Source organism: Arthrobacter sp. zg-Y1110 (assembly GCF_025244865.1).
Taxonomy (GTDB): Bacteria; Actinomycetota; Actinomycetes; order Actinomycetales; family Micrococcaceae; genus Arthrobacter_B.
The window spans coordinates 2,464,168-2,487,490 of record NZ_CP104272.1 but is presented as its reverse complement, the minus strand read 5'-3'; the positions used below and the strand labels follow the sequence as shown (position 1 = coordinate 2,487,490).

Annotated in this window: 22 protein-coding genes; 4 read left to right on the top strand and 18 right to left on the bottom strand. The window is 65.2% G+C overall.

The window, feature by feature from the left end:
• Positions 1 to 11: 11 nt before the first annotated feature.
• Both N2K99_RS11595 and N2K99_RS11590 read right to left on the bottom strand, forming a co-directional pair.
• A complete protein-coding gene (locus N2K99_RS11595) occupies positions 12 to 389 on the bottom strand; it encodes a hypothetical protein (RefSeq protein WP_227918327.1) in 378 nt (125 codons plus the stop codon).
• Between the two features lie 95 nt (positions 390 to 484).
• Positions 485 to 985, bottom strand: coding sequence for a DUF1269 domain-containing protein (locus tag N2K99_RS11590; protein WP_227918326.1), 501 nt, complete (start codon positions 983 to 985; stop codon positions 485 to 487).
• 201 nt (positions 986 to 1,186) lie between these two features.
• Between N2K99_RS11590 and N2K99_RS11585 the strand changes: the two genes are divergently transcribed.
• Positions 1,187 to 2,893 carry an alpha-glucosidase gene (locus N2K99_RS11585; protein WP_227918325.1) on the top strand — a complete coding sequence of 569 codons (1,707 nt, stop codon included), beginning with the start codon at positions 1,187 to 1,189 and terminating at the stop codon, positions 2,891 to 2,893.
• A 5-nt stretch (positions 2,894 to 2,898) separates the two neighbouring features.
• On the opposite strand, the gene N2K99_RS11580 is transcribed toward N2K99_RS11585, so the two are convergent.
• From N2K99_RS11580 to N2K99_RS11555, 6 genes are all read right to left on the bottom strand, one after another.
• Positions 2,899 to 3,990 (bottom strand): glutamate--cysteine ligase, encoded by a 1,092-nt coding sequence (locus N2K99_RS11580; RefSeq protein ID WP_227933151.1) that lies wholly within the window; start codon positions 3,988 to 3,990, stop codon positions 2,899 to 2,901.
• A 69-nt stretch (positions 3,991 to 4,059) separates the two neighbouring features.
• Positions 4,060 to 4,851, bottom strand: a complete 792-nt coding sequence (locus tag N2K99_RS11575) for a class I SAM-dependent methyltransferase (protein ID WP_227933152.1) — start codon at positions 4,849 to 4,851, stop codon at positions 4,060 to 4,062.
• 2 nt (positions 4,852 to 4,853) lie between these two features.
• Positions 4,854 to 5,663: a histidinol-phosphatase gene (gene hisN / locus N2K99_RS11570; protein ID WP_227918322.1), complete on the bottom strand. Its 810-nt coding sequence runs from the start codon at positions 5,661 to 5,663 to the stop codon at positions 4,854 to 4,856.
• A 119-nt stretch (positions 5,664 to 5,782) separates the two neighbouring features.
• On the bottom strand, positions 5,783 to 6,898 hold the full coding sequence (locus N2K99_RS11565; RefSeq protein ID WP_227918321.1) for a ribosome small subunit-dependent GTPase A: 1,116 nt from the start codon (positions 6,896 to 6,898) through the stop codon (positions 5,783 to 5,785).
• Entirely contained in the window at positions 6,895 to 8,211 is a 1,317-nt protein-coding gene (gene aroA, locus N2K99_RS11560; RefSeq protein ID WP_227918320.1) for a 3-phosphoshikimate 1-carboxyvinyltransferase, read from the bottom strand. Before aroA ends, N2K99_RS11565 begins: the two co-directional genes overlap by 4 nt.
• Positions 8,212 to 8,216: 5 nt before the next feature.
• A complete protein-coding gene (locus N2K99_RS11555; RefSeq protein WP_227918319.1) occupies positions 8,217 to 8,765 on the bottom strand; it encodes a DoxX family protein in 549 nt (182 codons plus the stop codon).
• A gap of 324 nt (positions 8,766 to 9,089) precedes the next feature.
• Here N2K99_RS11555 and N2K99_RS11550 point away from each other — a divergent pair, with 324 nt between their 5' ends.
• Positions 9,090 to 9,773 (top strand): sigma-70 family RNA polymerase sigma factor, encoded by a 684-nt coding sequence (locus N2K99_RS11550; RefSeq protein WP_227918318.1) that lies wholly within the window; start codon positions 9,090 to 9,092, stop codon positions 9,771 to 9,773.
• Positions 9,770 to 10,030: a mycothiol system anti-sigma-R factor gene (rsrA, locus tag N2K99_RS11545; RefSeq protein ID WP_227918317.1), complete on the top strand. Its 261-nt coding sequence runs from the start codon at positions 9,770 to 9,772 to the stop codon at positions 10,028 to 10,030. Before N2K99_RS11550 ends, rsrA begins: the two co-directional genes overlap by 4 nt.
• A 103-nt stretch (positions 10,031 to 10,133) precedes the next feature.
• Here rsrA and N2K99_RS19130 read toward each other — a convergent pair whose 3' ends face one another.
• Positions 10,134 to 10,208, bottom strand: a complete 75-nt coding sequence (locus N2K99_RS19130) for a 50S ribosomal protein bL37 (protein ID WP_104061284.1) — start codon at positions 10,206 to 10,208, stop codon at positions 10,134 to 10,136.
• 81 nt (positions 10,209 to 10,289) lie between these two features.
• Entirely contained in the window at positions 10,290 to 11,423 is a 1,134-nt protein-coding gene (locus N2K99_RS11540; RefSeq protein WP_227918539.1) for an acyl-CoA dehydrogenase family protein, read from the bottom strand.
• Positions 11,424 to 11,732: 309 nt separating this feature from the next.
• On the opposite strand from N2K99_RS11540, the gene N2K99_RS11535 reads away from it, so the two are divergent.
• The gene (locus N2K99_RS11535) at positions 11,733 to 12,239 is read left to right on the top strand and encodes a MarR family winged helix-turn-helix transcriptional regulator (protein ID WP_227918316.1); all 507 of its coding nucleotides are present in this window, start codon (positions 11,733 to 11,735) and stop codon (positions 12,237 to 12,239) included.
• Between the two features lie 23 nt (positions 12,240 to 12,262).
• On the opposite strand, the gene N2K99_RS11530 is transcribed toward N2K99_RS11535, so the two are convergent.
• From N2K99_RS11530 to N2K99_RS11495, 8 genes are all read right to left on the bottom strand, one after another.
• Positions 12,263 to 13,042 carry an enoyl-CoA hydratase gene (locus N2K99_RS11530; protein ID WP_227933153.1) on the bottom strand — a complete coding sequence of 260 codons (780 nt, stop codon included), beginning with the start codon at positions 13,040 to 13,042 and terminating at the stop codon, positions 12,263 to 12,265.
• A gap of 61 nt (positions 13,043 to 13,103) precedes the next feature.
• Positions 13,104 to 14,051, bottom strand: a complete 948-nt coding sequence (gene mmsB, locus N2K99_RS11525) for a 3-hydroxyisobutyrate dehydrogenase (RefSeq protein WP_227933154.1) — start codon at positions 14,049 to 14,051, stop codon at positions 13,104 to 13,106.
• Positions 14,044 to 15,120 (bottom strand): enoyl-CoA hydratase/isomerase family protein, encoded by a 1,077-nt coding sequence (locus N2K99_RS11520; RefSeq protein WP_227933156.1) that lies wholly within the window; start codon positions 15,118 to 15,120, stop codon positions 14,044 to 14,046. The genes mmsB and N2K99_RS11520 overlap by 8 nt, the downstream gene beginning before the upstream one ends.
• A complete protein-coding gene (locus tag N2K99_RS11515; protein WP_227933225.1) occupies positions 15,120 to 16,619 on the bottom strand; it encodes a CoA-acylating methylmalonate-semialdehyde dehydrogenase in 1,500 nt (499 codons plus the stop codon). Before N2K99_RS11515 ends, N2K99_RS11520 begins: the two co-directional genes overlap by 1 nt.
• 223 nt (positions 16,620 to 16,842) lie before the next feature.
• Positions 16,843 to 18,627, bottom strand: a complete 1,785-nt coding sequence (locus N2K99_RS11510) for an ABC transporter ATP-binding protein (protein WP_227933157.1) — start codon at positions 18,625 to 18,627, stop codon at positions 16,843 to 16,845.
• On the bottom strand, positions 18,624 to 19,667 hold the full coding sequence (locus tag N2K99_RS11505; protein WP_227933158.1) for an ABC transporter permease: 1,044 nt from the start codon (positions 19,665 to 19,667) through the stop codon (positions 18,624 to 18,626). The genes N2K99_RS11510 and N2K99_RS11505 overlap by 4 nt, the downstream gene beginning before the upstream one ends.
• Before the next feature lie 11 nt (positions 19,668 to 19,678).
• Entirely contained in the window at positions 19,679 to 21,211 is a 1,533-nt protein-coding gene (locus N2K99_RS11500) for an ABC transporter permease (protein ID WP_227933159.1), read from the bottom strand.
• 111 nt (positions 21,212 to 21,322) lie between these two features.
• Positions 21,323 to 23,083: an ABC transporter family substrate-binding protein gene (locus N2K99_RS11495; protein WP_227933160.1), complete on the bottom strand. Its 1,761-nt coding sequence runs from the start codon at positions 23,081 to 23,083 to the stop codon at positions 21,323 to 21,325.
• Positions 23,084 to 23,323 lie beyond the last annotated feature (240 nt).

Here is a 23,323-nt window from a genome sequence, read left to right as displayed (position 1 = left end):
GGGGCAACGGCTCAGGCCTCGGCCGGCTCAGCCGGGGAGTCCACAACCCCGATGAAGCGGGAGCCCACTCCCGGATACTCTGTGCGGACGGCTCCGACGGCCAGCTCGGGAAGTTCCCGTACCCGGTGGTCTTCGCACGCTATGAACGTGAACTCCGGCCACCACTTCTTGGGCCGGGCAGCTTCCGTGTATCCGCAGACAGTGCAGGAAAGCTGCACCCAAACGGGGCGTTTTCCGGTGCGGTTGGCCCTGGACTGGACCAGCCACCCGGGCGGGTCGGCCTGCATCCGTGCCAGCTCCGCGTCATCCACGTGCGCGGGAATACCGTGGCGGATGGCCATTTCAAGCGGAATATCAAGGATCTGGGCTGCCTGGCGTCGAGTAGTCATCAGTTAAACGATACGCGTTGAAGCATCGCCGCACGCACCGCGGGGCGGCGGCCGCCCGGCCGCCGCCCCGCCGTCGTGCAGGGGAAATAACCGCCTTAGGCCGGCGTGGACTCGAAGAAGGCATCCCGCAGGTTGGCTTCCTCATCCTTCGAGAGGTTCGTGTAGATCAGCTTCACCCCCGAGAAGTCCTTGAAGGCTTCGGCTACCCGGTCCTCCACCGCATTGGAGGACAGGACGAACAACGCCGAGGTGCCGGGAGTGACCTCCTGGCGTACCCGCGAGATGAAATCGTCGTTGATCCCCACGTCCACCATGGAGCCCGACATCGCGCCGATGGCAGCGCCCACCGCTGCACCGATGAGCGGAACAAAGAAGATGAGCCCAAAAAGAAGTCCCCAGAAGCCGCCGCCCAAGGCGCCGGCCCCCACCATGTTGTGTTCCTGGATGGTCTTGGGCTTCTTGCGCCCTTCGGGCCAGGTCACGATGGCTTCGTCCTGGACAGTGATGAGGCCCTGGGACTGGAGGCTGGCGAGGGTCTGCGTGGCGCGTTCCGCAGCGTCCGCATCCGAGAATTTCCAAACGGTCAGTGTTGCCATGGCAGTTACTCCAAACGTTAGGGTTCTTCGACAGGTCCGCATACGGGACCCATCGGCAGCGCCAACGTTAGTGCCGTGTCCGGGCACGTACAAGGAAAACGGCCGTCCCGGGCAGAGCCTGCACTGTAACGCCCGGCAGCCCTGTGCGGGCTGACGGCTCGGACGTATTATGCACAGGACACGGTGAAAGGACGGCCGTCCATGCTGCCTCGCAACGATCCCGCCTGGTGGACGAGCGCCGTCGTTTACCAGATCTATCCCCGCAGCTTTGCCGACTCGACCGGTGACGGCATCGGTGACATCGGCGGCATCATCGAGCACCTGGACCATCTGGCCGAGCTGGGCGTGGACGTGGTGTGGTTGTCGCCGATCCAGCAGTCGCCGCAGTTCGATAACGGCTATGACATCAGTGATTACCGCCGGATCGATGAAATGTTCGGCACGGAGGAACAGTTTGACCTCCTGCTTCAGGGCCTGCATAAACGCGGCATCCGCCTGATCATGGACCTGGTGGTCAACCACACCTCCAGCGAATACCCGGGATTCCAGTCCTCCAAGTCCTCCAGGACGTCACCGGAGCGGGACGGCTATTGGTGGCGGGATGCCCGCCCCGGCTTCGAACCAGGGGAACCGGGGGCGGAGCCGAACAACTGGCGCTCCTTTTTCGGCGGCTCGGCATGGACCTTCGAACCGCGTACCAGCCAGTACTACCTGCACCTTTTCACCCCGCAGCAGCCGGACCTGAACTGGGAAAACCCGCGGGTCCGGGCCAAGGTGTACGCAATGATGAACTGGTGGCTGGACCGGGGCGTGGACGGTTTCCGGATGGACGTCATCAACTTCATTTCGAAGGATCCGGCATTGCCGGACGGAGTGGTGGACTCGTCAGGGATCTGGGGTGACGGATCGCCGTACTTCGTATCGGGGCCGCGTATCCATGAATTCCTGCAGGAAATGCACCGGGAGGTCTTCGGCGGTCGCAGCGGCCAGTACCTGACGGTGGGGGAGACACCCGGAGCCACGGTCGAACAGGCGCTGCTGTTCACCGATGCGCAGCGGCGGGAACTGGACATGGTGTTCCAGTTTGAACACGTCAGCCTCGACCAGGGCGCCGGCAAATTCGATCACCGGCCGCTGTCCCTGCCGGACCTGAAAACGAGCTGGAACCGCTGGCAGCGCGGACTCGCCGAAAAGGGCTGGAACAGCCTGTACCTGAACAACCATGACCAGCCGCGCGTCGTGTCCCGCTTCGGTGATGACCAGCAGTACCGGTACGAATCGGCCACGCTGTGGGCCACCCTGCTGCACCTGCAGCGGGGGACCCCCTACATCTACCAAGGCGAGGAGATCGGCATGACGAACGCCGGGTTCACCTCGATAGACCAATACCGGGACGTGGAATCACTGAACTACTATGCGGAGGCGCTCGAACAGGGGATGGACCGGGAACTGGTCCTGGAAGCGCTGCGCCGGATGAGCAGGGACAACGCACGCACGCCCATGCAGTGGACCGCGGGCGAGAATGCGGGTTTTTCCGAAGTGGAACCGTGGATTCCGGTGGCTGCGAACTACCCCGCCGTCAACGTGGAGACGGACCGGGCCGCCGAGCAGTCCGTCTTCGGCTACTACCGTGAGCTGGTTCGGCTCCGGCACGAATCGGACCTGGTGTCGCTCGGGGACTTCCACCTGCTGGACCCGGGGCATCCGACGCTGTTTGCCTATAAGCGCACCCGCGGGGACCGGGCGTTGCTGGTCCTGGGCAACGTGTCCGGCACAGAGCTGGGAGTGCCGTCCAACCTGGCGGCCGGAAGCCTCGTCCTGGGCAACTACCCCGACGCCGGCGACCGTCACCTGCTGCGCCCCTGGGAAGCCCGGATCCTGGATATCTCCACCTATGCGGGGGGCTAGGCCGGCTATTCGGCGCTGAGGCTGCGGGTGTACAGGTCCGCGAGCCCTGCGTAACCGCCGGACCGGAAGGCGGCGCGTTGCCGTTCCGCGCCGGTACCGCCGGCAAGGACCCGGGCGACGCCGGCAGCCGCGTATTCCCGGTCTCCGGCGTCCTCCAGCGCCGGGGCAACATAGTCCAGCAGCGCAGAGAGGTGATCGGCCGCGGGCACGCTGCCGCCGGGATGCGAAACCAGGTTCCCGCTCATACCGAAGCGGGCAGCCTGCCAGAGGCCGACGTCGAGCAGTTCCGGATCCGGGACGGCTGCCGGGACCGCGGGGCCGGCGGACGCCAGCGTGTCCACCAGCGCCCGCACCAGGGTTGCCAGCAGCAGGGAGTCCCGGGCCTGGAGCTGGGCATCCGCAATGCGGACCTCCACCGTGGGAAAGGTATCGGAGAGCCGTGCCGCCCAGCCCACGTGGCCGGCGTCGAGCACCACATCGGTGGCGAGCAGGCTTTCCAGCCGTCGGGCGTAGTCCTGCGCATCGGCGAAGAGCGGAGGGCAGCCCTGTACGGACCAGCGCCGGTAATGGACCATGCGCCAGCTGGCGAAGCTGCTGTCCTGACCCCGCCAATAGGGGGAATTCGCGGCAACGGCACCGAGCAGCGCGAGCCACGGGCGGATCCCGTTCAGCACGCGTACCCCTGTGTCGCGGGAGGGGATGCCGACGTGGATGTGGGTGCCGTTGACGTATTGTTCGTGCGCGACGGCTCCGGTCAGGATTCCCATCCGCTGGTACCGGTCGGAGGAATTGAGCACCGGCGGTCCCTCCGCGATCCGCGGCGCTGCTCCGGTGGCGGCAACCCGTACGCCCGCTGACGCTGCTGCTTCGGCCAACCGGGAGCGGAACCCCAACAGGGCATCCAGGGCCTCCTCCCGGGTGGTGCAGACCCGGGTGGAGCTCTCCACCTGTGCGTCCAATAGCTCGGCGGAACTGGTGAAGGCACCGTGCTCCGGGGAGATCAGGGCGCGTGTCACCTGGGCTCCGGTGGGGAACCCGGTCGAGGCATCCATGAGGAGGAACTCTTCTTCGATGCCGAAGGTGGAGACCATACGCATTTCTCCTAAGCACCAGCCATGCCGGACTTGGACAATTGTAGGTAGGCGGGGGAGCCGGCGCACCAGGGGTCAGACGGGCAGCCCCGTCCGTACTGCCCGCCACGTCAGCGTGAGGTAAGGCAGGTCCAGGACATCCCCCGGTGCGTGTCCGAGGTGTTCGTAGAGGTACCAGGACAGGTTCGAGTGCAGTTTCTCCCGCGCGGCGGCGCCGGCCGACAGATAGAACGCACGTGACCGGGCCAGCTCAAACAGGTCTTCCGGGGTCATCGGCTGCGTCCAGGCCACGGTGGAGGACTCTTCCAGCGTGAACTCCGGTCCCAGCTTAGGCCGGAAGCCCGGGCGCAGGACATCTCCGGCGTGGATGATGCGCGAATAGCGGTGGACCCACGGGATGCTTACATCGAGCTGGTTCCAGACCAGGCCGACGATCCCGTGCGGCCGCAGGATGCGGGCGAACTCCCGGCTCGCCGCGGCAGGATCGCACCAGTGCCAGGCCTGGGCCACGGTCACGGCGTCCAGCGAAGCGGCGGGCAGACCGGTCTCCTCCGCCGTGCCGACCCGCACCGGAACGTCGGGCAGCAGCCGGGAAAGCTGGTCGAGCATGTCGCGGGACGGGTCGACGGCGCAGACATCCAGTCCGGCGGCGTGCAGCTCCCGGGTGTACTTGCCGGTGCCGGCGCCGACGTCGGCCACGTCCCGGACCGCGGGGCCGTCAGGGACGCCGGGACGGGCGAACAACCAGTGCACGGCCTCGGCGGGATAGCCGGGGCGGATGCGGTCGTAGTGTTCCCCGCCCGCCTGGTAGCTGTCCGCCAGCTGCCGGCGGCGCAGTGCCTCGAGCCGTGGTCCGGAGGTGCCCACAGTTACAGGAGGTCGTCCAGGTCGGGATTCAGGCGCTGCAGCACTTCGCTGTGCAGCGTCCCGTTGGTCGCCAGCGCGTTTCCGCCGAAGGGGCCGTCCTCGCCGTCGAGTGAGGAAAAGCGGCCGCCGGCCTCGGTCACGATCGGAACGAGGGCCGCCATGTCATAAAGGTTCAGTTCAGGTTCGCAGGCAATGTCCACGGCACCCTCGGCCACCATGCAGTAGGACCAGAAATCGCCGTAGGCGCGGGTACGCCAAACGGACTCGGTCAGGTCCAGGAACTCCTCGAGGTTGCCCCGGTCCTTCCAGCCGCCGAGGCTGGAGTAGGACATCGAGGCATCGGACAGCCGGGAAACGTTGGAGACGTGCAGGCGGGTGGCCGCAGCCAGGGACCGGCCCATGTAGGCCCCCGTGCCGGTGGCTGCCCACCAGCGCTTGCCCAGCGCAGGTGCACTGACCAGGCCGACCACCGGGACGCCGTCGTCCACCAGTGCAATCAGGGTGGCCCACACGGGGACGCCGCGGATGAAGTTCTTGGTGCCGTCGATCGGATCGATGATCCAGCGCCGCGGGCCCGAGCCGCTGGACCCGAATTCCTCACCCAGTACGGCATCGCGGGGCCGGGCTCGGGAAAGCTGCCCGCGGATGGCGTCTTCGGCGGCCTTGTCGGCGTCGGTTACCGGTGTGAAGTCCGGCTTGGTCTCGATCTTCAAATCCAGGGCCCGGAAGCGCGACATGGTCTGGTCATCCACGGAATCAGCCATCACATGGGCCAAGCGCAGGTCATCGTTGTAGTTCTGAACGAAGGGCATACTCTTCAACTTATCCTTATTCGGCGGGCACAGCCCCGCATTAGGCCCGTTAGCGGGCGGTGTCCTCATGATTCCAAGGTGGATTCTTCGGCGGCGGGAACTCCGCCGTCCGGATGGGGCTATTGCTCGCCGAGCTCCTTCGCGGACGACTTGTTCTCCGTGCGGGTTCCGGTGCCCAGCAGCCGCCGCAGCGACGCGAGCCGCGCGGGGCCCGCCGGCCCGGCATGGCCGCCTTCCACCCACGGGTCCAGACCGCAGCCGACGGCGACGGAATCGTGCCGGCAGCCGCGCTCACAGTCGGCCGTTCCCGGCTCAAGGTCGGGGAAGGCCTGCAGGATCCGGTCCGGGTCCACATGGGCCAGGCCGAAGGAGCGGATGCCCGGGGTGTCGATGATCCAGCTGCCCGCGGGGGAATCGCTCAACCGCAGGGCCAGGGCCGAGGAGGACGTGTGCCTGCCGCGCCCGGTGACGGCGTTGACGCCGCCGGTGGCGCGGGCCGAGCCGGTCAGGGCATTGACCAGGGTGGATTTGCCTACGCCGGAGGGACCCACCAGGACGCTGACGTTGCCCTTCAGCACCTCGTGGAGGGCCTCGACGGCGGTTCCCTGAAGGCGTGCGGAAAGGCCGTCGTCGGAGCGGGCATCGATGCCCGAGGCGTCAGCTGCCGCGGTGCGGCTGATAATGACGTCCATGTCCAGGTGTTCGTAGTTGGCCAGCAGGTCGGCGGGGTCCTTGATGTCCGCCTTGGTGATGCAGAGGACGGGGGAGATCCCGGCGTCGTACGCAGCAACGAGGGCGCGGTCGATGAAGCCGGTGCGGGGTTCGGGGTTGGCGGCGGCCACCACGATCACCAGCTGGTCGGCGTTGGCCACCACCACGCGTTCCACGGGGTCTGTGTCGTCGGCGCTGCGCCGCAGCAGGGTTCGGCGTTCCTCGACCCGGACAAGCCGGGCGAGGGTGTCCGGAGCGCCGCTTACGTCACCGACCAGCGCCACCAGGTCTCCGGCCACTACCGGCGTGCGCCGCAGCTCCCTGGCACGGGCGGCAATGACGGTGCGCTCGTTGGCGGTGTCTTCATCAACCACGGCGGTGTACCGGCCGCGGTCCACGGTGATGATCCGCCCGATGACGGCGTCGTCGTGGGCGGGGCGGTCCTTGGTGCGGGGCCGGGAGCCTTTTTTGTTCGGGCGGACCCGGACATCGGACTCGTCCCAGCCGCTTGTACTGCGTGTCATGCTTCCGCCGATCGGGTCAGCTGCTGCCAGAGTTCGGGGAACTGCGGCAGGGTCTTGGCTGTTGTGGAGATATCGCGTACGACGACGCCGGGCACGGCCAGGCCGATCAGGGCGCCGGCGGTGGCCATCCGGTGGTCCGCGTAGGTTTCCCAGGTGCCTCCGTGCAGTGCCGACGGCCGGATGACCAGGCCGTCTGTTGTTTCTTCCGCATCGCCGCCGAGCCGGTTAATTTCCGTGACGAGTGCGGCCAGCCGGTCCGTCTCGTGGCCGCGGAGGTGGGCTATCCCGGTGAGGCGGGACGGCGTGCTTCCGAGGGCGCAGAGCGCGGCCACCGTGGGGGCCAGCTCGCTGGTGTCGGCCAGGTCGGCGCCGCGGATGCGGCCGGTGCCGGTGACGGTGAGGGTGCCGTCGGCCAGGTCCACGGACGCGCCCAGGGCCGGGAGGATACTCCGCCACTTATCGCCCACCTGCGTGGTTGAGGCGGGCCAGCCGGTCACGCGTACGGTTCCGCCGGCCACCAGCGCCGCGGCGAGGAAGGGCCCGGCATTGGACAGATCCGGTTCAATCACGGTGTCGAAGGCGGCAATGGGGCCGGGGGCCACCCGCCATTCGTGGGGAACGGAATCATCAACGTCCACGCCGACGCCGCGCAGGACGGAGACCGTCATGGCAATGTGGTCCGGGCTGGGCAGCGTGCTGCCGCGGTGGACCAGGTGCAGGCCGTTGTCGAAACGGGGCGCTGCCAGCAGCAGGGCCGAGACGAACTGGGAGGAGGCACCGGCATCTATTTCCAGGCGGCCGCCTGCAATGCGGCCGGAGCCGGTGACGGTGAAGGGCAGGGAACCGGCGCCGCCGTCGTCCACCTGCACCCCGAGCGAGCGCAGGGCGTCGATGATGGCGGACATGGGCCGGGTGCGGGCGTGCGGATCGCCGTCGAACCCGGTGGTTCCGGTGACGAGTCCTGCCAGGGGAGGGACGAAGCGCATGACCGTCCCGGCCAGGCCGCAGTCAATCTGCCGGGTGCCCGGGGCTGCTGCCGGGACCGGATCTATGAGCAGGTCAGGGCCGAAGCTGCCGTCGCCGGGAATTTCGGTAACTGTTGCTCCGAGGGAGCGCAGGGCGGAGACCATAAGCTCCGAGTCCCGCGAATGCAGGGGTGCCCGCAGCCGGGACCTGCCGTCTGCAAGGGCGGCGAGGACCAGATATCGGTTGGTCAGCGATTTCGAACCCGGCACCGCGATTGTTGCGTCCACGGGCGAGGTGACGAAGGGTGCCGGCCAGGTAGCCGGCACCCCGGCATTCGGAGCACTCATTGCTGCTAGGAACCGACGATGTCCGAAGCGGCGTTGGACACTGCCTTGAGCTGCTTGCGCGTGCTCTTCGAAACCGACTTGGAGACGGCGCGGGTCTTGCGGCTGGTGCCCGAGGCAAGGTGCCCGGCGCGCCAGGCAAGGCCCGGACGGCCGTTGGTGTCAACGGCAGCGAGCAGGACGCCGCCGATCAGGGAGAGGTTCTTGAGCAGCTGGTTGCGGCGTTCCTTGCGCGCGGCCGCGGTGGAAGCCTCGGCATTGCGGTATTCCACCACGGAGTTCAGTGCGGCGGTTCCGGCGAGCAGGAGGGACGCCAGGCGGGCGAACTTGCCCGTGCCGAGCATCGAGGCAGCGCCAACCTGCGTGAAGCCGACAACCTTGGCTACGAGTGCCGGATTGGACGTGAATGCTGCGGCGGCAGGAACCGTGCTGCCGATCTTCTTCAGCGTGGGGGCGAGCTGTTCGGCGGTCTGGTCAGCGTTGCGAAGGCGCTCCACGCCTACCGCCACGAAGCCGGTTGCGAGCAAAGGACGGGCGATCAAACGGACTATCGACATAGTGCCTCCTGGGAAATCCCTCAGTTACGCGAAAAAACAACATGTGGTGCTGCTTCCACCTTAGTCTGGCATTCTGCGGCCTGCGGCACACGTTTCGTCCCGCGGCCTCTCGGCTGGCCTTTCCCGCCGCCCGCCGGGGGGGAAGGGGGAGGGGAGTGCGGGAATAGCGGGCCCGGCGTCGTCGTTGGCACCAGTATCAGGATGTGCTTCGTCGACAGTCAGGAGAAAAGCATCGTGCCAGCCGCCACGCTGACCTCAGCGCCGACTGCCCGCGGGCCGAAGCTACACGTGCGGGTTCCCGCCCGCACCGTAGACTGGGAGGTGATGAGAACTGATGCGCCGGAAGGCAGCCCCCACGTGGAAAACTTCGAACTCGACGTTGCCACCGAATCGGATGAGGCACGCAAGCTTCGTTTTGAGCAGGACGCCATGCAGTATGTGGACCAGCTCTATTCAGCCGCCATGCGCATGGCTCGCAATCCCTCGGACGCGGAGGACCTCGTACAGGAGGCCTACACGAAGGCGTTCTCCGCTTTCCACCAGTACCGGCCGGGGACCAACCTCAAGGCCTGGCTGTACCGCATCCTGACCAACACGTACATCAACCTCTATCGGAAGCGGCAGCGGGAACCCCTGCAGGCCAACTCCGACGGCGTGGAGGACTGGCAGCTGGCCCGTGCGGCCGAGCACAGCTCAACCGGACTCCGGTCCGCTGAAGCAGTTGCTTTGGACCACCTGCCGGATTCCGATGTCAAGGATGCCCTGCAGTCCATTCCGGAGGAGTTCCGGCTTGCCGTGTATTTCTCCGATGTGGAGGGCTTCGCGTACAAGGAAATTTCAGAAATCATGAATACGCCGATCGGCACCGTGATGTCCCGGCTGCACCGTGGACGCAAGATGCTCCGCGAGCTCTTGGCGGAGTATGCACACGAGCGCGGTATCAAGGGCAAAGTGCCCGCAGCCGAAGCCGCCGGCGCATCAACCAAGAAACAGGGGAATGAGCTATGAGCGATTGCCAGAGCCTGGGCGATTGCGACGACGCCCGCATCGAACGGCTGTACGAGTACCTGGACGGCGCCCTGTCCCACGAGGACCTGGTGGAAATCAAGGAACACCTCGACGGATGTCCCGAATGCGCCCAGGAACATGACCTTGAGTGCGTCATCCGTTCGGTCGTGAAACGGTCCTGCACTGAGGCAGCTCCCGAGACGCTGAAGGCCAGCATCCTTACCCGCATCAGCCAGATCCAGACGGCGGACCACTAATTCCGCAGGTCACCATCGCAGACACAAAGAACCCCCGGTGCCAATTGGTTCCGGGGGTTCTTTTTGCCTGACCAGAATGGTCACGCGGCTACCTAAGCTCTGCTTAGGCGTTGGGACGCTTACCGTGGTTAGCGCCGCCGCGCTTACGGTCACGACGCTTGCGTGCACGCTTGCTCATAGCTGCCTCCTTTGATTCGTAAAGTTCTGCCCTCCAGTGTCCCACATGCCTCACGCGCACGCCTAACGCGGATCCGGCGGCCTAGACGAATGCCGATTTCCCGGTCACGGCCCGCGCCACGATCAGGGAATTGATCTCGTAGCTGCCCTCGTAGGTGTAGAGGATTTCGGCATCGCCGAAAAGCTTGCCCATCTCATAGTCCGTGCTGATCCCGTTGCCGCCCAGCAGGGACCGCCCCATGGCCACCGATGCCCGGGCCAGCCGGGTAGTGGTTGACTTGGCCATCGCCGCCTGCACCATTTCGAGCTTGCCGTCCTGCTGGATCCGGGCAAGCTGTGCCATCAGTGCGAGCGAGACGGAGGCGTTGCCCAGGATTTCGGCCAGCTGCTGCTGGATCAGCTGGAACCGGGCGAGCTCCTTGCCGAACTGCTTCCGGTTCAAGGCGTAGGAACGTGCGACGTCGAATGCGGCCAGCTGGATGCCGGCGGCCTGCCAGCCCACCCAGGCACGCGAATCGCGCAGCAGCTCATTGGCTTTGGAAAAGTCGGTGGCACCCGGCAGGAGGTTCGCCGCCGGGATGCGGACTTCGTCAAGGACGATGTCCGCGTTCTGCATGATGCGCAGGCCGATTTTGTTTGCGATCTTTGCGGCGGTGTAGCCGGGGCGGTCGGTTTCGACGAGGAAGCACTTTATCTGCTGGTCGGCGACGTCCCTCGCCCAGACCAGGGCGAAGTCGGCGATGGTACCGGCGCCGATCCACCGTTTGGCGCCGTTGATCACCCACTCGTCCCCCTCGAGGCGCGCCGTAGTGGCCAGTCCGCCGGCTATGTCCGAGCCGTGGTCCGGTTCGGTCAGTGCGAAGGCACCGATCTGCGTGAGGGCGGTGAGGCCCGGCAGCCAGCGTGCCTTCTGCTCCTCGGAGCCGAGCTGGTGAACCATGCCGACGATCAGCTCGTTGTGGATCCCCACCAGCGCGGAGAGGGACACATCGGCCCGCGCCACTTCCGCGTACATCAGTCCCTTGAACAGCTTTGAGGTTCCGTCTGTCTGCAGGCCGCCGAGGCCGTACTTGCCCAGCTCCGCGACCAGCTCGAAGGGGAATTCCTCCCTGTTCCAGTAGTCGATCGAAGCAGCCCGGATCCGGGACTGGAGGAAGCTGCGGACCTCCAGGTAACGGGACTGTTCCTCCGGCGAAAGCAGGTCAACGATGTACATCAGGTCAACGTCCGGGAAAGGCGGGACAAACGCGTCGTCCGCAACTGTGCGGTTCTGTCCGGTGGCACGTCTCTGTGGCTGCACGGGCGAGCATCCCTTCGTAGTGACCCGGCATAAAGGAACCGGATCCGCCTAACCCTTGGACGTCCTACTATATTGCAGGGTGACGCAGATCACCATCCCGTCGGAAGCCGGCCAGGGTCCGGAGCCCGGACCACGGCGGCAGGCCGCAAGCCGCCGAAGCCGACTTTCCGACGCTGAAAAGCTAGGCTGGGCCTATGAAATCCAGAACGGGAAACCGGGGGTGCCGTGGCAACGCCGCTGCCGCGTGATCCCATTGCGGATGCCAGGGGAAATTGGGAACGGCACGGTTGGTCCGACGTCGCCGCACCGATGGCTGCCATCACTGCCATCATGCGGACCCAGCAGATCCTGCTGGCCCGGATCGAGGGGGTCCTGAAGCCGTTCGGGCTGACGTTTGCCCGGTACGAACTCCTCGCCCTGCTCAGCTTTGCCCGCAGCGGCGCGCTGCCCATGAACAAGGCCAGCGCGCTTCTCCAGGTGCACCCCACTTCGGTGACGAACGCCGTCGACCGCCTGCAGGACGCGGAACTGGTGATCCGCTCGCCGCATCCCACGGACGGGCGTACCACCTTGATCGAGCTGACTCCGGCGGGCCGGACGCTGGCCAAGCAGGCAACCCTGGCCCTGAACTCGGCGGTGTTCGCACAATCCGGATTCGGAGAGCAGGATGTGGACCAGCTGATCCAGATCCTCGGCAGCTTCCGCAGGAACGCCGGCGACTTCAGCGACTGAACGGCACGGCCGGACGCGCCGCCTCAGCGGTGGGTGAAGTCGGGCTTGCGCTTCTCGACGAAAGCCGCCATCCCTTCCTTCTGGTCCTCGGTGGCAAACAGCGAGTGGAAGACGCGCCGTTCGAAGAGCACTCCCTGGGCGAGCCCTGTCTCGAACGCTGCGTTGACGGCTTCCTTGGCAACCATCGCCACCGGCTTGGATTTGGAGGCAATGACCGCGGCGGCCTCCATCGCTTCCTCGACCACGTCCGCGGCCGGAACCACCCGGGAAACGAGGCCGGCGCGTTCGGCTTCCTCGGCACCCATGAAGCGCCCGGTCAGGATCATGTCCATCGCCTTGGACTTGCCCACGGCGCGGGTGAGCCGCTGGGAGCCGCCCATGCCGGGGAGCACCCCGAGATTGATTTCCGGCTGGCCGAATTTGGCATTGTCACCGGCAATGATGAAATCGCACATCATCGCGAGTTCGCAGCCGCCGCCGAGGGCGAATCCGGACACCGCAGCTATCACCGGGATGCGCAGGCGGGTGAAGTCTTCCCAGCCGCGGAACCAGTCCGCGGCATACATGTCCATGTAGCCCTTGGACTGCATTTCCTTGATATCCGCCCCGGCGGCGAAGGCCTTGCCGGAGCCGGTCACCACGACCGCCCCGATGGCGGGGTCGGCATCCATGGTGGTCACGGCGCCCACGAGTTCGTCCATGGTTGCCTTGTTCAGCGCGTTCAGCGCCTCGGGCCGGTTGAGCGTTACGAGCCCCACCCGCCCGCGCTGCTCTACGAGAATACTGGTGTACTGCTCCGTCATTTCTGGCCCCTCAGCTGCTGTTTCAAATCGTGTTGTTCAGGTCTGTCCGGTGTGCAAAAACCTAGTGCGCGGACTTGTCCCGGATATCGGTGATGATGCCGGAGAAATCCCGGCCCGCGCCGCCTTCCGCAGCAAAGTCATCGTAAATTGCGGAAGCGAGCGGTCCTAACTGCGCGGCGACGCCTGTGCTTTCGAGTGCGTTGAGGGCGAGCTTCAGGTCCTTGGCCATCAGGGCTCCGGCGAAACCCGGCTGGTAGTCGCGGTTGGCGGGGCTGGCGGGCACCGGACCCGGCACGGGACAGTTGGTGGTCAGCGCCCAGCACTGGCCGGAGGCCGCGGAGGCAACGTCGAAGAGGGCCTGGTGCGTCAGGCCCAGCTTTTCGCCCAGCACGAAGGCTTCGCTGACGGCGATCATCGAGATTCCGAGGATCATGTTGTTGCAGATCTTGGCGGCCTGGCCTGCACCGTGATCTCCGCAGTGCACTACGCGCCGGCCCATCACTTCAAGCATCGGGCTGACTGCTTTGAAGTCCTCCGGCAGCGCGCCCACCATAAAGGTCAGAGTGCCTGCCTCGGCGCCCACGACGCCGCCGGAGACCGGCGCGTCTACGGCACGGTGGCCGGCAGCAACCGCGAGTTCTGCAGCTTCCCGGGCTTCCTCCACGTTGATGGTGGAGCAATCCAGGAAAAGGGTGTTGGGCGCGGCAGCGGCGAGCAGGCCAGGCTGGTCTGCGGTGCCCCGATACGCGTCCAGCAGATGTTTGCCGCTGGGCAGCATGGTGAGGACCACGCCGGCGCCGGCCACCGCGGCGGCGGCACTGCCGGCTGTGGCGATGCCGTTTGCCTTCGCCGTTTCGAGGGCGGCGGGCATTACGTCGAAGCCGGTCACGGAGTATCCGGCGTTTACGAGACGAACGGCCATCGGCCCGCCCATGTGGCCCAGCCCGAGGAAGGCGACCGGAGCGGTCTGCTCCGCAGCGCCCAGCGCCGAAGCGAATGGTTCAGACATGGTTGTGCTCCTTGGAAAGTATGAGTTCACGGTTCCCCAGCGGCGCGAAATAGGATTCGACGTCGTCGTCGCTGACCTCTGCCAGCGTGGCGGGCTGCCAGTGCGGGGAATAGTCCTTATCCACCACCTGGGCACGGATGCCCTCCCTGAAATCGGTTCCGGCGAGGAACCGCAGGCCCACCCGGTACTCCTGTTCCAGGGCTTCCTCCAGGCTTAGCCCCTTCACCCGGCGCAGCGATTCCAGCGCCACTTTCACCGCGGTCGGTGACTTGGCTGCCATTGCCTCGGCAGCCTTGGCTGCTTGTGCCTGCCCCTCGAAGGCCTGCAGCCGCCGCAGAATCTCCTCGGCATCGTTCCCCGCGTAACAGGCCTCTATCCATTCCTGCCCTGCGAGTCCGGACGGCGGGGCCTCCTCCGCGAAGCGTGCGACGGCGGAGTCCACGGGTTCGCTTTCAAGCGCCCTGGCCAGGTCCGCCAGCTTCGCCGACGGAACGTAGCGGTCCGCGAACCCCAGGAATACCGCATCGCCGGCGTTCAGATGGGCGCCGGTGAGTGCTGCATGGGTGCCGGCCTCCCCGGGCGCGCGGGAGAGCAGCAGGGTTCCGCCGACGTCGGGCACGAAGCCGATGGTGGTTTCCGGCATGCCCAGCCGGGTGCGCTCGGTGACGATCCGGACTGAGCCGTGGGCGGAGATCCCTACTCCGCCCCCGAGCACCAGTCCGTCCATAAAGGCCACGTAAGGCTTGGAGTAGTTCGAAATGAGCGAGTTGAGCGTGTATTCCTCCGCCCAGAACGCGGCCGTGGCGCTGCCGCCGTCGAGCATGTCGCGGTAGATGGCCACTATGTCGCCGCCCGCGCACAATCCCCGTTCGCCGGCGCCGCGTACCAGCACGGCTGCGACGGCGTCGTCGTGGGCCCAGAGCCGGAGCTGCTCCAGCATGGCCGATGCCATGCCGGCCGTAAGCGCATTGACGGCTCGTGGGCGGTTAAGCGTGATTACGCCCAGCCGGCCGCGGCATTCGAACAGCACCTCGTCCGTGACAGGCGTCCCGGGGCCCATGCCTGCCATCAGCTGCCTTCCGGCATCACGAAGCTGGCACCGGTGCGGATCCCCGACGGCCAGCGCGTGGTGACCGTTTTGGTCTTGGTATAGAAGCGGAAGGCATCCGCGCCGTGCTGGTTGAGGTCGCCGAATCCGGAAGCCTTCCAGCCGCCGAAGGTGTAGTAGGCGATAGGGACCGGGATGGGGACGTTGATGCCCACCATGCCGACCTGGACGCGGCTTGCGAAATCACGGGCGGCGTCACCGTCCCGGGTGAAGATGGCCACTCCGTTGCCAAACTCGTGCTCGCTGCACAGGCGCAGGGCTTCGTCGTAGTCCTCCGCGCGGAGCACGCTGAGCACGGGCCCGAAGATCTCTTCCTTGTAGATCGTCATGTCCTTGGTGACGTTGTCGAAGAGAGTGGGCCCCACCCAGAAGCCGCCCTCGTAGCCCTCTACCGCGAGGCCGCGCCCGTCGGCCAGGAGGGTGGCGCCCTCCTCCACGCCGGCCTGGATGTACCCCTCGATCCGTTCCTTCGCGGAAGCCGCGACCACCGGGCCGAAATCCGAATCAATTGCGAGGCTGTGGCCTACCTTCAGAGCCGCGATCCGTTCCTCAAGCTTCGCGACGAGCGCGTCGCCGGTGTCCTTGCCGACCGGCACGGCCACGGAGATGGCCATGCAGCGTTCACCGGCCGAGCCGAAGCCGGCACCGATCAGGGCATCTGCTGCCATGTCCAAGTCGGCATCCGGCATGATCACCATGTGGTTTTTTGCGCCGCCGAAGCACTGGGCGCGCTTTCCGTGGGCAGCGGCAGTGGCATAGATGTACTGCGCAATCGGGGTGGAGCCGACAAACCCGATGGCCGATACCCGCGGATCCTCCAGCAGTGCATCAACCGCTTCCTTGTCACCGTTGACCACATTGAAGACACCGGCCGGAAGGCCTGCCTCCGTAAAGAGCTCGGCGAGGCGCAGCGGCACGGAAGGGTCCCGCTCGGACGGCTTGAGGATGAAGGAATTGCCTGCAGCCAGTGCCGGACCGGATTTCCACAGCGGAATCATGGCCGGAAAGTTGAACGGCGTGATTCCGGCTACGACGCCGAGCGGCTGGCGCAGCGAGTGGACATCGATGCCGGCCCCCGCGTTGTCCGAGAACTCGCCCTTGAGCAGGTGCGGAGCGCCGGCAGCGAATTCCACCACCTCGATGCCCCGCTGGATGTCGCCCTTCGCGTCGAGGAGGGTCTTGCCGTGTTCCGAGGACAACAGGGTGGCCAGTTCATCCAGGTTCTGGTTCACCAGGTCAACGAACCGAAGCAGTATCCGTCCGCGCCGCTGCGGGTTCATGGCCGCCCATTCCAGCTGGCCCTTCTCCGCGTTGGAAACCACGTTGCGGACTTCCTCGGTGCTGGCCAGGGGCACCCTGGCGGAGATCTTGCCCGTGCAGGGATCGTAGACATCGCTGAAGCGCCCGGAGCCGCCTCCAACATGCTGTCCGTCAACGTAATGCGATAGCTCGCGAACCATCATGGAATGCTCCTTTGCACCGTGGAATTTCGAAGCTGCATCCCGGCCGGGTGTGAGCCGTGACACTATCTTCCCACCCCAACATAGTCGGACATCCAAGTAAATTCCATACTGCCCGTACTGCCGGGGCAACGACGACGGCGGCGCCGTGGGGAAGATGGTCTTCCGCCACTGACGCCGCCGCGGTTTCGTTCTGCTGTGTTTACCTGCTGGGCAACGTGCCCTATTCGGTGTTGCCGGCCGCGAGGAGCGCGTAGCGCTGCTCGCGGCGGTAGGCCTGCTCGGCCGGGTCCGGCACCGGTGCCGCGGCCAGCAGGCGGCGGGTGTAGGGATCCTGCGGGTACTTCAGGACCTGCTCGGTGGAACCCTGCTCCACCATCCTGCCCTTGTTCAGCACGGCGATATGGCTGGCCAGGATCTCGACCACCGCCAGGTCATGGCTGACGAACAGGCAAGCGAAGCCGTACTCCTTCTGCAGGTCCTGCAGCAGCGCCAGCACCCGTGCCTGCACTGATACGTCCAGCGCCGACGTCGGCTCATCCGCCACGAGCAGGGACGGCCGCAGCGAGAGCGCCCGGGCAATGCCCACGCGCTGGCGCTGGCCGCCCGAGAGTTCGTGCGGGTACCGGTTGCGGAAGCTCTTGGGCAGCTGGACGTCATCGAGCAGGTTCTCCACCCGCTTATCCAGCTCGGCCTTGGTCAGCTTCTCGTGCAGGAACAGCGGCTCGCCGATGCTCTCACCGATGGACATCCGCGGATTCAGGGACGCTGCCGGGTCCTGGAAGACGATGGCGAACTTCCGCCGCAGGGGCCGCATTTTTTTCGGTGACAGCCCTGCGATGTCTGTTCCGTTGATCCGGACGCTTCCCTCGGCCACCGGCAGCAGACCGGTCACAGCGCGTCCGATGGTGGACTTTCCCGACCCGGATTCGCCCACGAGGCCCATGACTTCGCCGGGCATGATCGTGAAGGAAACGTCGGAAACGGCGCGGAAGGCCGGGGTGCGGAACCGCCCGGGATACTCGATGGCCACATTCTCGAGCTGCAGGGCGGGCGTCTGCGACGACGTCGGTTCGGCCACTTCCTCGGAGGCCTTCATGACCGACAGGGGCGCGTCGGTGATCTGCAGGGATCCGTCATCCTCCACCTCGACGGCTGCCAGCACACCGCCCACCTTGGAACCGAGGTGCGGCACGGCGTCGAGCAGGGCTTTGGTGTAGTCCTGCTGCGGTGCAGCGAAGAGATCCACCACGGCGGAGGCTTCCACGATCCGCCCGTTTTGCATCACCACCACGTTGTCCGCAAGGTCGGCCACTACGCCCATGTCATGGGTGATGAGCAGGATGGCGCTGTTCAGGCGTTTGTTGAGCTTGCGCAGCAGTTCGAGTACTTCCGCCTGGACCGTTACGTCCAGGGCGGTCGTGGGTTCATCGGCGATCAGCAGGATCGGATCATTGGCAATGGCAATGGCAATCATGGCCCGCTGGCGCTGCCCGCCCGAAAACTGGTGCGGGTAGCTGTCGTAACGGGTTTCCGGATCCGGAATCTCCACCATGCGCAGCAGCTCAATGGCGCGTGCCTTGGCATCGGCGGGGGACGCATCGGTGTGCTGCTCGATGATCTCCTTCACCTGTTCACCCACCGTGAGGACCGGGTTCAGGGCCGTCATGGGTTCCTGGAAAATCATGGCAATGTCATTGCCGCGGATCTTCCGCAGCGCCGACTGCGGGGCGCCGATGAGTTCCTTGCCGTGCAGCTTCGCGCTGCCGGTGGACCGCCCGTTGCCGGGCAGCAGGCCGAGCAGTGCCATGGAGGACATGCTCTTTCCCGAGCCGGATTCGCCGACGATCGCCAGGATCTCCCCGGGATAAACCTTGTAGTTCACGTCTTCGGCGGCCATGACCCACTCGTTGTCAACGTTGAAATCGACGCCGAGTCCGGTGACCTCAAGGATGGGTGAACCGGTTCCCGTTGCCGGGGTGTCGCTGTATACCGGTGTGGAGGTCATTGCTTGTTCCTTGTCTGTCGGGGATCAAACGCATCCCGGAGCCCGTCGCCGATGAAGTTGACGGCGAGGGCAATGGCCACGATAAACACGCCGGGCCAGAGGAAGACCCAGGGGCGCACGGTCATGGCTGACCGGTTTTCATTGATCAGCTTGCCCAGCGAGGTGTCCGGCTCCTGCACGCCCAGGCCCAGGAAGCCGAGCGCGGTTTCCAGCAGGATGGCGCCGGAGATGGCGAGCGTGGCCGAGACGATGATGACGCCCACGGTGTTGGGCAGGATGTGCTTGAAGATGATCCGCGCCGAGCTGGCGCCCACGGACTTCGCCGCCTCCACGAACTCCTTTTCCCGGAGGGAAAGGAACTCGCCGCGGACAATCCGGGCGAGGTTGGTCCAGGTGAGCATGCCCAGGAAGACCGCGAAGACGACGATTCCGAAGTCGGCCACGATGGTGGCCAGCACTGCGGCGACCACCAGGAGCGGGATGGTGATGATGACGTCGGTGAAGCGCATCAGGACGGCTTCGACCCGGCCGCGGTAATAGCCGGCCAGGGCGCCGACGACGGTGCCGATGACGGTGCCGACAATGCCCACGATGAAGGCAATGATCAGGGAGATCTGCGCCCCGCGCATGGTCATCGCGAAGTAGTCCCGGCCCAGGGCGTCCTGGCCGAACGGATGGTCGCCCAGCCCGGTCCAGGACAGGGTTGGCTTCCCGCCGTCGGAGGTTTCCTGCACTTCGTAGAAGGTGTGCTGCCACCAGCCCGGAATATGCAGCGGCCCGACGTTGAAGCCGATTGAGGAGAATGCCAGCAGCACGATAAAGAGCAGGCCGATCATTCCGCCCATGGCGCCCTTATGCCGCAGGAAGCGTTCGCGGACCAGCTTGGACTGGCTTTTGGCCTCGGTGATTCTAGGTTCAGCTACGACGCCCCTGGTTGCGGGGGAGTCCGCCGTGACGGTCCGCTGGCTCTCCAGCGTCATGGCCGTCAGCTCCGGGCTGCTTTCCTTCGGCCCGTCCGCGGGAATCTTGTTATCAGTCATTGCTCTACCAATCAGTTCAGGCTGATGCGCGGATCGAGGAACGCGTACGCGATGTCAGCCAGCATGTTGAAGGTCACCGCGGCCACGCCCGTCACGAGGAAGAACGCCATGATGACATTGGGGTCCACGTTGGAGAGTCCGTCGGTGAACATCTTGCCCATGCCGTTCCAGCCGAACACGGATTCCGTGACCACGGCGCCGCCGAGCACTCCAGCGAAGTCGAAGGCCATCAGGGTGGTGATCGGGATCATCGCGTTGCGGAACGCGTGCTTGACCACGACGGTCCGCTCGCTGAGGCCCTTGGCCCGGGCGGTGCGGATGTAGTCCTGGGTCATGACGTCCAGCTGGCTGGCGCGGGTGTAACGGGTGTACATGGCAAACGAAATCAGCATGATCGCGATGGTCGGCAGAACCAGGTACAGCGCGTAATCGAGATTCACTTCCCAGAAGGTTCCCTCGAGGTTGGGTGTGGAGGAACCGGTAGTGGGAATGGGCCGGCCGCCGGTCTTGCGGGACAGCGTCGGGTAGGCGTGCAGGAGCGAATCCAGGAACACGATGAAACCGATCAGCAGGCCGACGACGGCGGTAATCTGCCGGGTCTGCTTGGCGTACGGTCCGCCCACGAAGTGCCCGATGGCGGCGGAAACGGCAACGGTCACCAGTGCCAGGCCGGCAATGGTCAGCCAGTCGGGGTCTTTCATGATGTTCCTCGTGACCAGATAGCCGACAAAACCGGCTGCGGCCGTAGCAAGGGCTGCGTAGACAATCCGGTGACGCCGGAACCCGGCGAACAATGCCGTGACTCCGAGGGCGATGGCGAAGGCGCTCACCAGGATGCCGACGGGACCGAAGCCGGGGGTCTTGAACCAACCGGACATCAGCAACAGGAGCATGGTCGCCCAAGTTGCCACGGCTGCCACCGCGAATACCTGGATCCGGCGTCGGCGGTCGCCGCCGACGACAACCATCCAGATCACCCCGGCCACCAACCCCAGCAGCACTATGCCCAGATAGGACATGGTTGGATTCTCCAGCCACGTGTTGAGACCGATCGCGAGGTACTGCTTGAGGAGTGTGGAAAGCCAGAAGAGCGGCATGGAGAACAGGAGGAAGGCAACGAACGTGATCGAGTAGTCGAACACGCTGTACTGCCGCAGGGCGGTCACAACACCGATGAGCACACCCAGGATGATCGCGAGCACCGTTGCTACGACCACCAGGCGGAAGGTTGAACCGGCGGCGGATTGCAGCTGCTCGATGACGGGGTTGCCCACGCGGTCCAGGCCCAGCGTGCACTGTGCGCCGCCGGGCATGATGCAGCGGCCGATTTCCTGCAGCCAGAGCAGATAGCGGATGTGGATCGGCTGATCCAGGTGCATGGCTTCCGTACGGGCTGCTATGCGGGATTCCCGGTCGTCGTTGCGCAGTTCGGCGAGGTCATGGAGGGGATCGCCGGAGTTGACGGCCAGGACAAACATCAGTGCCGTGGCGGCCAGGAGGATAAAGAACGAAGTGACCGCTCTTTTAAGAATGAAGTAGAACACCGTGGGGCTCCTTGGGGTGGGGCTAAAGAACGCCGCGGACATAAGCAGGGGGATGGGCAGACTTTGTGTCTGCCCATCCCCGCTTAGGCTGCGGCTAGCGTGGTGCTGCGGCTAGACCTGCTTTGTCCACTTGTAGGCGTTCCAGGTGATGCCGTTCTGGCTCGGGTTCAGTTCCACGTTCTCCAGCTTGGAGGAGTGTGCAACCACACCGGAGTTCGCGTACAGGACCACGTTGTAGACCTCGGCGGCGAGGATTTCCTCTGCCTTGGTCTTCAGTTCCTTGACCTCTTCTTCGTCAGTGGAGGTGGCAATCTGGTCCCAGAGCTTGTCGAGTTCAGCGTTGGCGAACTTGCCGTAGTTCTGCTCGCCGTCGGAGACGTAGATCGACTGTGCGCTGGCGGCCAGGCCGGAACCGGCCCAGGCGAACAGGATGGCGTCCCAGGCTCCGGGCTCAGCGAGCTTGGCGCTCCACTTGGGGTCCGGGGTGGGAACAATGTTGAAGCCGGCCTGGTCGCAGGAGGTCTTGATCAGGGTGACGATGTCAGCGCGCAGCTGGCTCGTGGAGGAGAACATCAGGCGGACCGATACGGGTTCGGTCTTGCCTGCATCGGCAAGCAGCTTCTTGGCGCCGTCGATGTCCACTTCGTCGTACTCGCTGGCGGACGGAGCACCTTCGAGGACTTCCTCGTACTCCTCCTGGCCCGGCTGGTATTCGCGCAGGTTGTCCACCGTGGCGTTTTCATCGATGGGCTTGGCGAACTTCTCGACGATGTCTTCGCGCGGTACGCACTTGGCGAAGGCCTGGCGTACGGCCAGGTCCTTGAAGACGCCGTTCTCGGACTGGTCCAGGTCGATGTGGCTGAAGGTCAGCTCGGGACCGGTGAGCATCTCGACGGTCTCGCCGATGTTCTGGATGGCGGTCTTGGTGTCAACCGTGGGGCCGGACGGCTCGATGATATCGACCTCGCCGTTCTCCAGGGCCTGGACTGCTTCGGTGTCTGCAATGGTCTTGAAGACGATGGTGTCCGTCTTGCCCTTGCGCTCTTCGCCCCAGTAGTTCTCGTTGCGCTTGAGGGTCAGGGTGCCGTCGGTGGCGTTGTCCAGCATGTAAGGGCCGGAGGACGGGATCATTTCGGCTTCCGGAAGCTTGGTGAGATCGGCTTCGTAGTTCCAGCCGGTGTTCCAGAATTCGGCCAGCGGGGTCAGCGCCGCGACGTCCTTGTCCTGGATGGCCTTGATCAGGGCTTCGCCGTCGTTATCGGTGGCGAGGCCGCCCTTCTCCGCTGCGACATGTGCGGGCATGATGGGGCCGATCATCAAAGCTTCCCAGTCCGCGTACGGGGTCTCGAAGACCATGTCGAACTCTTTGTCGCCGGCCTCGCCCTCAATCATCTTGGTCTGGGAGAAACCGTTGGTGGAGGACGGCTGGAAGATGTTTTCGCCTTCGGCGGGACCGACCTGCCCTGAGAAAGCGGCCCAGTTCAGCAGCACGTCATCGAAGTCGATGGGGGTGCCGTCGGACCACTTGGCGTCCTCGTTGATCTTGTAGTGCACCGTCAGCGGATCGTCGCTGGTCTTTTCGAAGGTGCCGAACTCTTCATCGTGGATGACGCCGTTAGGGCTGTACTCGACGAAGTTGCTGTGCACCAGGTTGTCGACGTAGCTGTTGTAAGTGCTGTTGGTGTTGGCGGTGCTCGAGTTGTAGGCATCGGGTGCCTGGCTGATGGCGATATTGATGGTGGAAGCGATGTTCTCGGTTGTTTCCTCCGAGCCGCCTTCACTTTCGGTTCCGCCCCCGGCGGAGCCGCAGGCGCCCAGGAACAGGGCCCCCACGGAGAGTGCGGCAAGAGCTGCCGTGCGCTTAGTACGCATAAGTAGTCCTAACTGGTGATGAGGAGTCAGGAACCACCAATGATGGCCCCCCAAAGCGGACGTGATGACCGCCGCATGTGGAGCAACACTAGCCACATATTGTTTCCACTGTGAGACAAGTTACACGTTGTTAACTGATCGTTATGACGGACACGGCATTTTTTCGACCAGAGACCGCCCCGGCATGCGCAAAAACCCTCCCGGCAATTGCCGGGAGGGTTTTTGGACGTCTGTTTATGA

Coding starts and splice junctions, on each gene's coding strand:
- N2K99_RS11540 (WP_227918539.1), bottom strand. CDS start 11,423: ATGTACATCGTTGACCTGCTTTCGCCGGAGGAACAGTCCCGTTACCTG.
- N2K99_RS11520 (WP_227933156.1), bottom strand. CDS start 15,120: ATGGCAGGCATGGGCCCCGGGACGCCTGTCACGGACGAGGTGCTGTTC.
- hisN (WP_227918322.1), bottom strand. CDS start 5,663: ATGCCCTTCGTTCAGAACTACAACGATGACCTGCGCTTGGCCCATGTG.
- N2K99_RS11495 (WP_227933160.1), bottom strand. CDS start 23,083: ATGCGTACTAAGCGCACGGCAGCTCTTGCCGCACTCTCCGTGGGGGCC.
- N2K99_RS11595 (WP_227918327.1), bottom strand. CDS start 389: ATGACTACTCGACGCCAGGCAGCCCAGATCCTTGATATTCCGCTTGAA.
- N2K99_RS11565 (WP_227918321.1), bottom strand. CDS start 6,898: ATGACACGCAGTACAAGCGGCTGGGACGAGTCCGATGTCCGGGTCCGC.
- aroA (WP_227918320.1), bottom strand. CDS start 8,211: ATGAGTGCTCCGAATGCCGGGGTGCCGGCTACCTGGCCGGCACCCTTC.
- N2K99_RS11505 (WP_227933158.1), bottom strand. CDS start 19,667: ATGACTGATAACAAGATTCCCGCGGACGGGCCGAAGGAAAGCAGCCCG.
- N2K99_RS11510 (WP_227933157.1), bottom strand. CDS start 18,627: ATGACCTCCACACCGGTATACAGCGACACCCCGGCAACGGGAACCGGT.
- rsrA (WP_227918317.1), top strand. CDS start 9,770: ATGAGCGATTGCCAGAGCCTGGGCGATTGCGACGACGCCCGCATCGAA.
- mmsB (WP_227933154.1), bottom strand. CDS start 14,051: ATGTCTGAACCATTCGCTTCGGCGCTGGGCGCTGCGGAGCAGACCGCT.
- N2K99_RS11515 (WP_227933225.1), bottom strand. CDS start 16,619: ATGGTTCGCGAGCTATCGCATTACGTTGACGGACAGCATGTTGGAGGC.
- N2K99_RS11555 (WP_227918319.1), bottom strand. CDS start 8,765: ATGTCGATAGTCCGTTTGATCGCCCGTCCTTTGCTCGCAACCGGCTTC.
- N2K99_RS11590 (WP_227918326.1), bottom strand. CDS start 985: ATGGCAACACTGACCGTTTGGAAATTCTCGGATGCGGACGCTGCGGAA.
- N2K99_RS11585 (WP_227918325.1), top strand. CDS start 1,187: ATGCTGCCTCGCAACGATCCCGCCTGGTGGACGAGCGCCGTCGTTTAC.
- N2K99_RS11550 (WP_227918318.1), top strand. CDS start 9,090: ATGAGAACTGATGCGCCGGAAGGCAGCCCCCACGTGGAAAACTTCGAA.
- N2K99_RS11530 (WP_227933153.1), bottom strand. CDS start 13,042: ATGACGGAGCAGTACACCAGTATTCTCGTAGAGCAGCGCGGGCGGGTG.
- N2K99_RS11580 (WP_227933151.1), bottom strand. CDS start 3,990: ATGCGTATGGTCTCCACCTTCGGCATCGAAGAAGAGTTCCTCCTCATG.